Below are 13,255 nucleotides of genomic sequence, written 5' to 3'. Positions count from 1 at the left end.
CACGCCTCAACTCCCGCGCCCCCGTGGCAGGATGGCCGCCGGTCATGCGCACGAGGGGGGAAGTGCCACATGCTCGGTCCGCTCAGGGACGACTCACCCAGGACCATCGGCCCGTACACCATCCGGGCCCGGCTGGGCGCGGGCGGCATGGGGGAGGTCTTCCTCGGTGACCGGGTCGGCTCCACCGCGCCCGCCGCCGTCAAGACCGTCCGGCGCGACGTGGCGCAGGACCCCGGGTTCCGCGACCGCTTCCGCCGCGAGATCGCCGTCGCCCGGTCCGTCACCGGCGCCCACCTCGCCCCACTGCTCGACGGGGACGCCGACGCCGCCGTGCCCTGGCTCGCCACCGCCTACGTGGCCGGGCCGACGCTCTCCGCCGCCGTGCGCGGGGCGGGCGCGCTGGACGAGGCCGAGGTACGCATGCTGGGCGCCGGGCTCGCCCGCGCGCTGGCGGTCGTGCACGCGGCGGGGATCGTGCACCGGGACGTGAAACCGGGCAACGTGATGCTCGCCGCCGACGGGCCCCGCCTCATCGACTTCGGGATCGCCCGGGACACCGGCGCCACCCCGCTCACCACGACCAGCCGGATGGTCGGCAGCCCCGCCTTCATGTCCCCGGAGCACGTCGCGGGCAGCGGACGCGTCGTCCCGGCCTCCGACGTCTTCTGCCTCGCCTCCGTGCTCTGCTTCGCCGCCACCGGGCGCGACCCCTTCGGCGACGGGCCCGTGGCGGCCGTCCTGTACCGCGTCAAATACGTCGAGGCCGATCTCGCGGACGTGCCGGACGGTCTGCGCGCGGTCCTGGAGGACTGCCTCACCGCCGACCCGGCCGCCCGCCCCACCGCCGCCGCCCTCGCCGAACGGCTGACACCCGGCGCCGCCTCCGGCTGGCCCGCCCCGGTCGCCGGGCGGATCGCGGAGTACGCGCGGGAACTGGACCGGGTCCGCGCGCTGGACGGCCCCCTGCTGCCCGGCTACACGCCCACCCAGGCCGCCACCGGGAGCCCCGCCGCCCCGCACCGGCCGCCCGACTCCGTCCACCTCGCCCCCACCCAGGGCCCCGGCCTTCCCACGCCTGCGCGCCGCCCGAAGCGGGGTCTCGCGGCCGCCCTGGCGGCCCTGGTCCTGCTGGGCGCGGCCACCGGCGCGTATCTGGGTTGGCGCGAGCGCGGCGGCGGTGCGCCGGGGCCGGCCGCGATGCTGGCGGGCGTGGGCGAGAAGGGCGGCCCGGACGCGTCGGGGACCGTCCCCTACGGCCGTGACGTACGCCCCGCCGGCTGGAAGAAGCCGTGGCGGGGCGCGTTCGCGGAGCCCCCGCTCGGCTGCGCGGCGGGCCGTGACGTGCTGGTGTGCCGGCTGATCGACGGCACGTACGAGGGGCTGTCGGCCGCCGACGGACACCGCCTGTGGACGTTCGACTCGGGCCAGGAGATGTCCGGCCGGCAGGCGGGCTACGGGCCCAGCGGCGCGTTCTTCATGCCGGCCGGGGCCACCCTGCCCACGGTGTACGACGACACCGTCCTGCTCGCCGTCGGCGGCCGCTTGCACGCGCTGGACGCCCGTACGGGCAAGACGCGCTGGGAGACCAGGGCGGGCGCGGCCCTGTCCCTGGAGAGCGCGCCGCTGGTCGTCGGCGACCTCGTCCTCGCCGCCGCCTCGGCGTCCGGAGAGGCCGAACTTGCCGCGTACGACCGGAAATCCGGCACCGAGAAGTGGCGGAAGCGGCTGGCGGAGGAGGACATCGCCATGGCGCAGAAGGGCAACTTCTGGCCCGTCGCCACGGACGGCGAGGTGGTGTACGCGATCGGCCTGGAGGGCCCGAAGGCTTTCCGCCCCGGGGACGGCCGGCTGCTGGGGACGGCCGGGGGCGACGCCGGGCAGCAGTCCGGGAACTCCGGCTGCGCGGACCTCCGGGTGCGCGGCGCCTCCGCCTTCTGCGCGACGTTCGTGCCCAACGGCGAGGACGACTCCGGCTTCGGCGAGGACGTCGCCGTGCTGCGGTTCACGACCGGCGACCTCAGGAGCGCGGGGCGGCTGAAGCTGGACGCCGCGCTGCTGTCCGGCGCGAAGCTGGCCGCGCTCGATGACCGGGTGGTCGTGCTGAGCAGGGGCGACGAGTACGTGGAGAGCGTGCCCGACGAGATCGACGTCGTGAGCCGGGCGGACGGCCGGACCCTCGGCCGCTTCCCGCTGACGGTCCATCCCGAGGAGGGGACGAGCAACCCGGTCTCGGCCCCGCTGATCGTCGCCGACACGGTGGTCTGGGCGGACACCGCGACGCTGTACACGGTGCCGGTGCGCCCCGACGGCACGCTCGGCTCCCTGAAGAAGACCCAGGTGCCCGGCGCCCCCGGCCCGAGCGCCACCCCCGACTACGACCGGGCCCAGGGCATCGAACTGGGCAAGGAACTGCTCGCGCCCCGGGTGCTGCCCGTGGGCGGGGTGGTGCACCTCGTGTACGACGACGGCACGGCGGTCTCCGTACGCCTGCCGGACTGATCCCGCCCGACGCCCGACGCACGACGCACGACGCCCGACGCCCGACGCACGACGCGCCACGCCCGACGCCCGACCGGACCGATCCCGCCCGACCGAGGAGACCGCACCGTGATCCAGCCGCTGCCGGCCGGCCGGGCCCGGCTGACCGGGCCGTACCAGCTGCTCGGGCTGCTCGGCGCGGGCGGCATGGGCGAGGTGTATCTCGCCCGGCCCGTGGGCGGCCCGCAGACCCTCGTCGCCCTCAAGACCGTCCGCCCCGACCTGGACCTGGACGACGGCTTCCGGGTCCGTTTCCGCCGCGAGATCGCCGCCGCCGAGGCCGTCCGCAGCCCGCACACCGCCGCGCTCGTGGGCGGCGACGCGAGCGGCCGGCTGCCGTGGCTGGCCACCGAGTACGTCCCGGGGCCCTCACTCGCCGAGGCGGTGACCCGAGGCGGACCGCTCCCCGAACCGGTGGTCCGGGCCCTCGGCGCCGGTCTGGCCCTGGCCCTCGCGGACATGCACGCCGTACGCGTCCTGCACCGCGATCTGAAGCCGGGCAATGTGCTCCTCGGGCCGGACGGGCCCAAGGTCATCGACTTCGGGATCGCCCAGGCGTTCGACGCCACCCAGCTCACCCGCACCGGTGTCGTGGTCGGCAGCCCGGGCTACATCTCGCCCGAGCACGTCAACGGCTCCCGCGCCCTCGTACCCGCGTCCGACGTGTTCTGCCTGGGCGCGGTGCTGGCATTCGCGTCGACGGGCCACGGGCCGTTCGACGACTCGGACATGGCCGCCGTCATCTACCGGATCTCGCGGGGCGAGGCCGAGCTCTCCCGCGTACCGCCGGCCCTGCGCCCGCTGATCGAGGCGTGCCTGCACACCGACCCGGCGGCCCGGCCCACGCCCGCCCGCCTGGCGGACCTGCTGCTGCCGGAGCGGCCCGCGCCGGGCGCGTTCCCGTGGACCGACGCGGTACGGGGGCAGCTGGCCGCCCACGCGGCGGCGGCCGGCGCCTGCGCACGGGCGGCGGCCCCGTCCCCGGCCGCCCCGCCGCTCCCGCCCCACCACCCGGCGTTCGCCCGCACCCCGGTCGTGCCGGTCTCGCTCCCGGAGGCCCGGAAGGGCGGCAGGCGGCTGCGGCTGGGGCTCGCCGCGCTGGCGACGGCGGCGTGCGTCGCCCTGGGCGCGGTGTTCCTCCCGGGGCTCTTCTCCGGTGACGACGGGCCGGGCGACGCGGCCGGGGGTGCCCGGCCGACGGCGTCCACCGGGGGCGCCGGCCAGGTCGTCTTCCCCGGTGCGGACCCGGGCCGCACCGGGGACTTCGGCACGGCGGCGGCCGATGTCTCCACCCGCCCGGAGGGCTGGCGGGCGTGGCACGCCCAGGTGGACGACGGCCCGGTCGCGTGCGTGTACGCCGGTACGTCAGTGGTGTGCGCGGGCCCCCGCCGGATCACCGCGCTGGCATCGGCGGACGGCAAGCGGCTGTGGCGCGGCGCGCGAACGGAGTCCGGACCCACGTCGGTGGCGGCGGTCCTGGACGGCACGGTGTACGCCTTCGAGGGCGGCGCCCTGGTGGCGCGGGCGCTGTCCGACGGCGCCGAGACGTGGCGCGAACCGCTGCCGGACGGGGTGGCTCCGGCGGACTCCGTACAGTCGGGCGACACCCTGTACTACGCCACGAAGGCGCGGGGCGCCACGACGGGCCGCCTGACCGCGCGCCGCCTGACGGGCGACCGCGGCCGGCTCTGGGACAGGGCGTGGCGGGATCCGTCGGGGACCTCCGAACTCCTCCTGGCGGACGGCCGCCTGGTCACGGCGGGCGACGCGGTGACGGTCCTGAAGGCGTCGGACGGGTCCCGCGTCGCGGAGTCCGGGACGCCGTGCCGCACACCGGCCCTGAAGGGGAGCCGGCTTTTGTGCCCGGGCCCGGACGGCCTGACCGTGGCCGACGTGGCGTCCCCCGGGAAACGGCGCACGCTCCTGCCCGGCGTGGACCTCGCGTACCGCCCCGCCCTGGCGTCCGACGGCACGGTCGTGGTCAGCAGCCGGAACCGGATCTACGGGGTGGACCTGGCGTCCGGCGAGACGCGGTGGTCGACGTGCGACTGCGACGATTCGATGGCCCAGTCGGGGGCGCCGTTCGTCGTGGGTGACCGCGCGATGATCGTGCGGGGCTACGGCCCGGCGGCGGTGCCGCTCGCGTCGGAGGGCGAGGTCCTGCCGAGGGGCGGCGAGGTCAAGGGCTGGCCCAAGCCGGCACACGAACGCTTCGACCCGGCGGCGGTGTCCGTCCTCGCCCAGGGCGACACGGTGCTCGCGGGCTTCGAGAACGGCACGGTGCTGTCGGCGTACACGCCGTGACCGGGGCCGTTGCGGGGGCGCTGCCCCCGGTTTCGGGAAGGGGCGGGCAGGGGAACAGGCCCGCCGCAGGCGCAACGCTCCCGCACCCGCCCCCGAGGTCCCCTACCGCTGCCCCCGCAAATGCTCCGCCACCGGCGTCAACGCCGCCCGCAACTCCGCCAGCGCCTCCGGCGACAGCAGGTCCACGAAGTGGCGGCGGACCGAAGCGACATGGTGCGGCGCCACCCGCCGCATCGTCTCCGCCCCCTCGTCCGTCAGCACCGCGTACAACCCCCGCCGGTCCGACTCGCAGTTCTCCCGCCGCACCAGCCCCGCGCTCTCCATGCGCGTGATCTGGTGCGAGAGCCGGCTCTTGGACTGCAGGGTCGCGCCCGCGAGGTCGCTCATCCGCATCCGGCGGTCGTCGGACTCCGACAGGTTGACGAGGATCTCGTAGTCGTTCATGGTCAGCCCGAACGGCTGGAGGTCCTTCTCCAGCTGGTAGGTCAGCAGCCTGCCGACATCCAGGTGGGTGCGCCAGGCGCACTGCTCGGCGTCGCTCAGCCAGCGGGTGGCCGTCTCGGTCTCCATGTATGGATTCTACCTAAGAAGTTGAAAGCCGGACGAATGAGGAGCGTGTGATGTCCGGCGCGCGCGAGGGCGGGGCGCAGGCGTTCGACGTCACACTCCGCAGACTACCGTTCACGAACCGGAGCGACGCTGGAGGTCCCTCACCAGGCCGGGCACCCCCGCCTGCTGCGGCACCGCCCCCGTCGGCTGTTCGGCCATCAGCGCCTCGGAGGACTGGAGCAACACCGTACCGGCGCCGACGAACTCGAACTGGTGCTCCTCGCCCGAGGCCCCGCCGATCCCGGTCAGCCCGCGCAAGCCGCCCAGGAAGCCGGTCATGTAGCCGTGGTCGTAGTGGTGGCAGGGGGAAGGGCAGTCCGCCCAGCCGACCAGGGCCTGCGGGTCCACCCGTAGCGGGGGCTCCATGAAGACCACCGGGCCGTTGGACGCGGCGACGAACTTGCCCGTGCCGATCAGCGTCAGGAACCCGGGCACGATCGACTGCTTCAGCGCCAGCGACGGCTGGTACGCGAGGAGGTTGCCGGACCGGATGGTCAGGTTCCCGTCGTCCAGGTCGTAGGAGTTCACATCGAACGCCCGGTCCGCGAGCAGCATCTTGCCGCTGCCCTCGGCCACCACCCAGTCGCTCGCGTGCAACGGGGAGTGGAAGCTTGACCGGACCAGCCGCTCGAAGCGGCCGTGCCCGATGCCGTCGAAGTTGATCTGCCCGTAGTAGGCGATCATCTTGCCCTTCTGGAGGAACCACTGGCTCCCCTTGAGCTCCACACAGAAGGTGTACGCGTTGACGTTGTCGTCCGCCGGCAGCGTCATCGGGTCGAAGACCACGGGCCCGTTCAAAGCTTCTCCTCCGACGCCTGGACGTACACCGCACCGCTGCCGCTCAGCTCCAGCTGGAAGCCCTCGCCCGAGCCGCGCCCCACCATCTCGCGCCAGCCGAGCGCGGTGGAGAGCTTGTTGCGTACGTCGCCGTGGTGGGCGACGTACGCCTGGGGGTCGACGTGCACCTCGCGGCCCGGCGCGATCGGCAGCTCGATCACCCCGCCGTGCGCCATCACGGCCACCGCCCCGTGGCCGGTGAGCGTCGTGGTGAACAGGCCCTGCCCGGTCACCTGGCCGCGCACCATGCCCATCACCCCGCCCTGCGAGCCCATGAACATCGTGCCCTGCTGGAGCGTGCCGTCGAAGGCGAGCAGCCGGTCCGCCTCCACGTAGAGGGTGTCCCCGGAGAGGTTGATCACATGGATGTGGTGGCCGCCGTGGCCGAACATCACCGTGCCGTTGCCCTCGACCGTCATCAGCGGGGTCGCCTCGTTCGCCATCCGGCGGCCGATCATCGACATCATGCCGCCCTGGCCGCCCTGGATGTTCGGCGTGAACGCCACCTCACCCCGGTACGCGAGCATCGCCCCGCGCTGGCTGAACATCATCTGGCCGGGGACCACCGTCGCCTCGACCATCTTCGAGTTGATCTCACGGAACGGCATCAGACGTTCCCCCCGATCGTGTTCCGCTCGCTGGGCTGCACGTAGACCAGTCCGTCGCCCTCGAACCGGATCTGGAAGGACTCGCCGGAGCCCTCGCCGATCAGCGTCCGGAAGTTCACCCCGGACTGGAGGTTCTGCTGGAGGTTGCCCTGGTGGGCGATGTACGCGCCCGGGTCCACGAACAGCGGGTACTGGGGGGAGACCCGCAGCACCACGGCCGTGCCGTCCGACATGATCGCCGCCTGGCCGGTCCCCTCCACGGTGGTGGTGAACAGGCCGTTGCCCGTCGCCCCGCCGCGCAGGCCGGTGAACGTGGTGCCGGTGCGCAGCCCCGCGCCGGTGCAGAGCAGATTGCTCGCCTCCACGTACAGCTTGTCGCCGTGCAGCGAGACGAGGTTGATCTCGCTCGCCCGGTCCGCGAAGTAGCAGGTGCCCTGGCCGGTCACCTGCATCACCGCCATCGACTCACCGGTCAGCCTGCGGGTCACCATCCCGCGCAGTCCCTCACCGCCACCCGTCATCTTCTTGAACGTCATCTGGCCCTCGTACGCGACCATCGAGCCGTTCTTCGCCTTGACGGCATCGCCTGCCAGATCGACGGCGAGCGTCTTGTTTCCCTCAAGCCGGAACATTGCCACCCGGCGAAAATAGCGGTAGCCACCGCCGCCGGAACAGGGGCAGCCGCGCGATCGGGCGCCCGTGACCGCCCCTGATACGCATCCGGTACGGGATGCGGACACTACGGGGACGTACGTCGTACGGAATGACGGCCGGCGACTGCGGCGGCCCGTCCGGACCCGGCGCCGGAGCCGCCCGTCCGCGATGTCACAATGGGTGCCGCTTGTGCGTGCGTTCACAAGCCGTCACGACCCTCCCACCGAAGGTGCCCCCGTGGACATCAAGACCGCTACCGCCCTGCACCGGCTGCGCCTCATCTCGATTCCCGAGGCGCTGTCCTTCCCGGCGCTGATCCTCTTCGGCTCGGTGCTGAGCCGGGTCTCCGACATCGACTTCCTGATGATGCCGCTGGGCATGCTGCACGGCGTGCTCTTCGTGATCTACGTCGTGCTGCTGCTCGACGTGTGGGCGAAGACCAAGTGGCCGCTGAAGCGCGTCGCGTTCTTCTTCCTGCTGTGCGTGCTGCCGTTCGGCGGTCTGTACGGGGACAAGGTGCTCAAGCGCTACGAGGCGGACAGCGTCATCGCCGCCCGGGCCCGCCGTGAAGGCACGGTCAGCGCATGATCGTCGCCTTCTCCGTCAGCCCGCTCGGGGTCGGCGAGGACGTCGGTGAGTACGTCGCCGACGCCGTCCGGGTCGTCCGCGAGTCGGGGCTGCCGAACCGCACGGACGCCATGTTCACCTCCGTTGAGGGGGAGTGGGACGAAGTCATGGACGTCGTCAAGCGCGCCGTCGCCGCCGTCGAGGCGCGGGCCGGCCGGGTCTCCCTGGTCCTGAAGGCGGACATCCGCCCCGGGGTCACCGACGGCCTGATCTCCAAGGTCGAGACGGTCGAGCGGTACCTCGCGGACTGACCGTTCCTATTCAGTGAGCAGGAGTGGGTCTTGGACCCATTCCTGCTCACTGCGGACATCCCGAACGGTTTTGGGTGTCCTGGTTGCCCGCGTTCTCGCCGCGTCCGGTGGCGCGGATCGTGTCCGTGGTCCGGGGATGCGGGGGCGGGTTTCCTCGCGCCCTGGGGCACCTGGTGCGGCCTGGACGGTCCGATGCCCGTGCGCATCGCTCTGGTGCGCGCGGGGCGGTGTCGTCCGACGCCGGATCGGGTGTCCGAGGGCGCGTCGCCCGATCGCGATACCGGCGGCATCGTGACGGGACATTCTGCGGCGGGGGGTGGTCAGTGGCTTCTGCCAGTGCTGGCCACCCCACATCGAGGTGTAGGCCGGGTCGACCGCGATGATCGCGAGACCGTGTTCGGCGGCCATGGAGACGAGGCGGGCCTTGAGCTTGCCGGTCGGCATGCCGGAGATCAGCTGCCGGAAACGCTTCCTGCGGCCGTGCTTCTCCCGCGTCTTCTCCGTGGTGAAGTCCAAGTCCTCGATGGCGATCGCGGTGACACCGGTCTGGCGGGCCCAGTGCAGGAGGCGGGTGAGGGCGTGGCGGACCTGCGCGTCACGATGTGCGGCCGTTCCGGACAGGTCGTACGGAAAGCGGTGGGGTTCACCGACCGGGTTGCCGTGGGGGTCCAGGCGGTAGGCGGCGAAGTGATCGGCGTTGGTGTCCACCCCGATCACACCCCCGGCCCTCGCCGCCTCCAACGGTACGATCTGCACGACTGGTTTCTGCCAGGACGCGGTCAGGTACCAGCGGTCCCGGCCGGTGTCGTAGTGGATGCGATAGGCCACAGCACGGTTCGCCTCAATACGGTCGGCCCACTCCGCACCCCGGTGCGCGAACCCAACCGTGGAGGTGAGGGTGTAGCGGCCGTGCGCGGTGTTGGCCAAGTGGGCCAGGGGGGCGGGGAGTTTGATGCTGGCCCGGCCGTCCGGGGTGACGCGGATGGTTTCGTTGCCGTACCGCTTCCCCGACTCACCGTCCGCCGCGAGAAACCACCGCTCCGCCTCCCACCGCTGACGCCACTGCTCTTCGCTCAGCCCGGCCTCGGTCAGGTGGTGGCGGGTGTTCAACAGGCGTTTCCCGCTCCGCACGACCCGCACCCGCCCCGACCGCCAGTCCGCGACAGCAGCAGCAAGCCGGTCCTCCAAGGCTTTGAGACGGCGGGACTTGTGAAACCACTCACCCCTGGACCGGTAACCACCCGCCGCCCGCTTCGTCCCCTTGGCCCCGACCGGAAGCGACAATCGATGCTTGAGCGTCTGGATCCCGGCCTCAAGGCTCCGGATGTGCGCGGCCAGGCACCGCCGGGCCAACGCCCACTGATCATGCGACGCCTTCGTGATCGCCCCAGCGATCCGCGACGACGACAACCCCGTCAACCCCCGCTTACGCACAGCCCACGACTCAGCACTGTGGTTCAGGCCGTCCGCACACCGCGCCTTCAGATCCCGCGACGCCAGCCCACCCTGATACGCACCCACGGCCCGCAACACCCGCTCGTCCTGGCCGGTGAGGTGCTTGAGACGGTCCCGCACCGCCACCCCGGACGGCCCAGCCACCACGAACGACGCCGCCACCTCCCGCACACCGCCCACCACCACACCCCCACCCACAACCGGCACACCCCACCACCCGCAACAAACGAGCAACCCCCCACAAGGTCACCCATTCGACCTCAGAATTCATATCCCCCCACGCACACCCACCCCACCCAGCTCACTCCCAAGCACCACAACTCACTCATGCGCACTCAGCCCACAGCAGTTCAGAACCCCGCAACGCCCCGTGAGCCCCTGCCGGACGACCGGCGGGGCTCTCCTCATTCCGGCACCGCGAGCGCGATCCCCAGCGGCGTCCGCTCGTACAGCACCTGGTGTCCGTAGCGCCGCGAGGTCAGCAGCCCCGCCGCCCGCAGCACCGACAGGTGCTCCGACACCGAGGACGGCGCCAGGCCCAGCCGGTGGGCGAGCGCGCTCGTGCCCGCGGGCTCGTCCAGCGCGCACAGCACGTCCGCCCGCGCCCGCCCGAGCAGCCGCGCCAGCGCCTCCGGGGTGCTCGCGCCCGGCTCCGACCACAGGCCCCCGATGCCGCGCGCCGGATAGACGACGGCCGGGAGCCAGGGGTCCTCGAAACCGCCGACCGTGGCGGGCCAGACGAACACGGACGGCATCAGGACCAGCCCCTGGCCGCCCAGCACCCGGGAGTGCCGGCTCTTCGTGTCGGTGATGGTCAGCGTCGAGCCCGACCAGCGCAGCCGGGGGCTCAGCTCACCGAGGAGCCGCTCGAAACCGACCGCCGCCAGCCGTCGCGAGTGGTACGCCACATCCGCATCGAGGAGCGCGCGCAGCCGGGGCCAGTGCGGCGCGACCAGCACCTCCCAGGCCCGCTCCAGCAGGTCCGCCAGCTCCCGCAGACTCCGCGCCGGATCGGCCAGCAACGCCTGCCCGACGGGCGAGCCCAGCGCCCCCGGCCGCGCCCGCAGCGAGGCCGCGATGTCCTGGCGGGCCAACTCCGGATCCACCGCCCGTACCGCCGCGATCTCCTCCTCGAAGGAGGCCAGCGGCCCCACGGGCGGCGGCGAGAAGAAGTCCGGACAGTGCCCGCCGTCCGGCATCAGCAGCCACAGCGGCCCCAGTTCGAGCCCGGCCGCCGCGTCCCGGATCCGGCGCAGCCACGGCAGGTGGTAGCCGTGCTGTTCCGGTCGGGCCAGCACCCGTACGGCCGCCTGGGTCTCCCACAGCGGCGAGACGGCGAAACGGCAGCGCAGCAGATCGCTCCCGTCGAAATGCAGCTGGGAGGACATCGGCGCACTCCGGGAAGATTCGGCTGGGGACGAAAGTCTACGGTCCGGGCGCCCCGGTCCCGCAGGCTGCGGCCATGCCGAGAGACACCACCGATCCCCGGGCGGACCGCCACACCCCCGACACCCCGGACCCCGCCATCTCCGGACCGGCCCCTCTCCCGGCCCCGCCCCCGGAGCGCCCCGGCCCCCCTGACCCGAGCGGGCCGGCCGCGCCCCGGGGGTACGGCGCGGTCTTCGCCGTACGCGAGTTCCGGGCGGTCTTCGCCGCGCATCTGCTCTCGCTGCTCGGCGTCGTCGTCAGCGAGCTGGCGCTCACCGTCCTCGTCTACGACCTCACCTCCTCGCCCCTGCTCAGCGCCCTGACCTTCGCGCTCGGCATGCTGCCCTACCTCGTCGGCGGCACCCTGCTCGCCGGGATCGCCGACCGCTACCCGGCCCGCCGGGTCCTGGTCACCTGCGACCTGGTCTGCGCGGTCTGCGTCGCCGTCATGGTGCTGCCGGGCACCCCGGTCGCCGGGCTGCTGGCGCTGCGCTGCCTGGTCGCCGCCGTCTCGCCGGTCTTCACCGGGACGCGGATGGCCGCGCTCACCGACATCCTCGGCGAGGGCGAGCTGTTCGTGCTGGGGCGCTCGTTGCTGCGGATCGTCTCGCAGGGGTCGCTGCTCGCCGGCTTCGGCGTCGGCGGGGTGCTGCTGACCGTGCTCCCGCCGCGCGGCGCGATCACGATCACCGTCGCCACCTTCCTCTGCTCGGCGGCGCTGCTGCGCCTCGGCACCCGTGACCGGCCCGCCCGCGCCCGCGAGACGGGCGGTGCCGGGCTGCTGCGGGAGTCCCTGTCCGGCGCCAGGCTGGTCCTCGGCCACCGCCGCCTCCGGGCGCTGATGCTGCTGTTCTGGCTGCCCCCGCTGTTCGTCGTCGCCCCGGAGGCGGTCGCGGCGCCGTACGCCGACGAGATCGGCGTCGGCCCGGCCGCGCTCGGGCTGCTGATGTGCGCCATGCCCGTCGGCCACATCGCCGCCGAGCTGTACGCGGGCTCCGCGCTGCGCCCGCGCACCCGGGAGCGGATCGTGCTGCCGCTGGCCGCCGCCGGGCTGCTGCCTCTCGCGGTGTACGCGCTGACGCCGGGCGTCGCGGCGGCCGCCGTCGCGCTGGTGGTGACCGGTGCCTCGTCCGCGTACGTCATCGGCCTCGACCAGTGGTTCGTCGCCGCCGTCCCGGAAGAGCTGCGCGGGCGGGCCATGACCCTGCTCACCGCCGGGCTGATGACGCTCCAGGGCGTCGGGATGGCGCTCACCGGGCTCGCGGCCGAGTTCTTCCCCGTGCACCGGGTGGTCGCCGGGGCGGCCGTCCTCGGCACGCTCTGCCTGCTCCCGCTGGTCGCGGAGGTCCGCGGAACCGCACCCGCTACCGAGGGCCGGACCGAAGTGCGAGACGGGGAGGACCGACAAGTTCCCCATGGGTAAGGTCGTGGCCGTGCCGAAGCCGCTCAGCCTTCCCTTCGATCCCATCGCCCGCGCCGACGAGCTCTGGCAGCAGCGCTGGGGCCCGGTCCCGTCCATGGGGGCGATCACCTCGATCATGCGGGCGCAGCAGATCCTGCTCGCCGAGGTCGACGCCGTCGTCAAGCCGTACGGACTGACCTTCGCGCGGTACGAGGCGCTGGTGCTGCTCACCTTCTCCAAGGCGGGCGAGTTGCCGATGTCCAAGATCGGCGAGCGGCTGATGGTCCACCCGACGTCCGTGACGAACACGGTGGACCGGCTGGTGCGCTCCGGCCTGGTCGACAAGCGCCCGAACCCGAACGACGGCCGGGGCACGCTGGCCTCGATCACCGACAAGGGCCGCGAGGTCGTGGAATCGGCCACCCGGGACCTGGTCGCGATGGAGTTCGGGCTCGGGGTGTACGACGCCGAGGAGTGCGCCGAGATCTTCGCGCTGCTGCGGCCCCTGCGCATCGCCGCGCAGGACTTCGAGGAGATCTGAG

12 protein-coding genes are annotated in these 13,255 nt (G+C 73.2%); 6 read left to right on the top strand and 6 right to left on the bottom strand.

What is annotated here, in order from left to right; translation table 11 throughout:
- Positions 1–69: 69 nt before the first annotated feature.
- On the top strand, positions 70–2,499 hold the full coding sequence (locus tag OG867_RS08150) for a protein kinase domain-containing protein (protein WP_406283933.1): 2,430 nt from the start codon (positions 70–72) through the stop codon (positions 2,497–2,499).
- A gap of 108 nt (positions 2,500–2,607) precedes the next feature.
- Positions 2,608–4,842, top strand: a complete 2,235-nt coding sequence (locus OG867_RS08145) for a protein kinase domain-containing protein (protein WP_406283931.1) — start codon at positions 2,608–2,610, stop codon at positions 4,840–4,842.
- Between the two features lie 102 nt (positions 4,843–4,944).
- Here the strand turns inward: OG867_RS08145 and OG867_RS08140 are convergent, their stop codons facing one another.
- The 4 genes from OG867_RS08140 to OG867_RS08125 all read right to left on the bottom strand — a co-directional run bounded on the left by OG867_RS08140 (position 4,945) and on the right by OG867_RS08125 (position 7,528).
- A complete protein-coding gene (locus OG867_RS08140) occupies positions 4,945–5,412 on the bottom strand; it encodes a MarR family transcriptional regulator (RefSeq protein WP_328902453.1) in 468 nt (155 codons plus the stop codon).
- 111 nt (positions 5,413–5,523) lie between these two features.
- Positions 5,524–6,249 (bottom strand): AIM24 family protein, encoded by a 726-nt coding sequence (locus OG867_RS08135; protein WP_406283929.1) that lies wholly within the window; start codon positions 6,247–6,249, stop codon positions 5,524–5,526.
- Entirely contained in the window at positions 6,246–6,896 is a 651-nt protein-coding gene (locus tag OG867_RS08130) for an AIM24 family protein (RefSeq protein WP_328902455.1), read from the bottom strand. Before OG867_RS08130 ends, OG867_RS08135 begins: the two co-directional genes overlap by 4 nt.
- Positions 6,896–7,528 (bottom strand): AIM24 family protein, encoded by a 633-nt coding sequence (locus OG867_RS08125; protein ID WP_406290832.1) that lies wholly within the window; start codon positions 7,526–7,528, stop codon positions 6,896–6,898. Before OG867_RS08125 ends, OG867_RS08130 begins: the two co-directional genes overlap by 1 nt.
- A gap of 259 nt (positions 7,529–7,787) precedes the next feature.
- On the opposite strand from OG867_RS08125, the gene OG867_RS08120 reads away from it, so the two are divergent.
- Positions 7,788–8,138, top strand: coding sequence for a DUF3817 domain-containing protein (locus OG867_RS08120; RefSeq protein WP_018102592.1), 351 nt, complete (start codon positions 7,788–7,790; stop codon positions 8,136–8,138).
- Complete coding sequence (locus OG867_RS08115) at positions 8,135–8,428, top strand: MTH1187 family thiamine-binding protein (protein WP_406283926.1); 294 nt, start codon at positions 8,135–8,137, stop codon at positions 8,426–8,428. Before OG867_RS08120 ends, OG867_RS08115 begins: the two co-directional genes overlap by 4 nt.
- Positions 8,429–8,434: 6 nt before the next feature.
- Here OG867_RS08115 and OG867_RS08110 read toward each other — a convergent pair whose 3' ends face one another.
- Both OG867_RS08110 and OG867_RS08105 read right to left on the bottom strand, forming a co-directional pair.
- Positions 8,435–10,063, bottom strand: coding sequence for an IS200/IS605 family accessory protein TnpB-related protein (locus tag OG867_RS08110; RefSeq protein ID WP_406290830.1), 1,629 nt, complete (start codon positions 10,061–10,063; stop codon positions 8,435–8,437).
- A 224-nt stretch (positions 10,064–10,287) separates the two neighbouring features.
- Complete coding sequence (locus OG867_RS08105) at positions 10,288–11,271, bottom strand: DUF5937 family protein (RefSeq protein WP_406283924.1); 984 nt, start codon at positions 11,269–11,271, stop codon at positions 10,288–10,290.
- A 74-nt stretch (positions 11,272–11,345) separates the two neighbouring features.
- On the opposite strand from OG867_RS08105, the gene OG867_RS08100 reads away from it, so the two are divergent.
- The gene (locus tag OG867_RS08100; RefSeq protein WP_406283922.1) at positions 11,346–12,734 is read left to right on the top strand and encodes an MFS transporter; all 1,389 of its coding nucleotides are present in this window, start codon (positions 11,346–11,348) and stop codon (positions 12,732–12,734) included.
- 10 nt (positions 12,735–12,744) lie between these two features.
- Positions 12,745–13,254, top strand: a complete 510-nt coding sequence (locus tag OG867_RS08095) for a MarR family winged helix-turn-helix transcriptional regulator (RefSeq protein WP_026171455.1) — start codon at positions 12,745–12,747, stop codon at positions 13,252–13,254.
- Position 13,255 lies beyond the last annotated feature (1 nt).

It is taken from the genome of Streptomyces sp. NBC_00209 (genome assembly GCF_045206345.1).
In the GTDB taxonomy this organism is placed as follows: domain Bacteria; phylum Actinomycetota; class Actinomycetes; order Streptomycetales; family Streptomycetaceae; genus Streptomyces.
The sequence above is the reverse complement of the archived record's forward strand: the minus strand, read 5'-3'. Positions and strand labels throughout refer to the sequence as shown.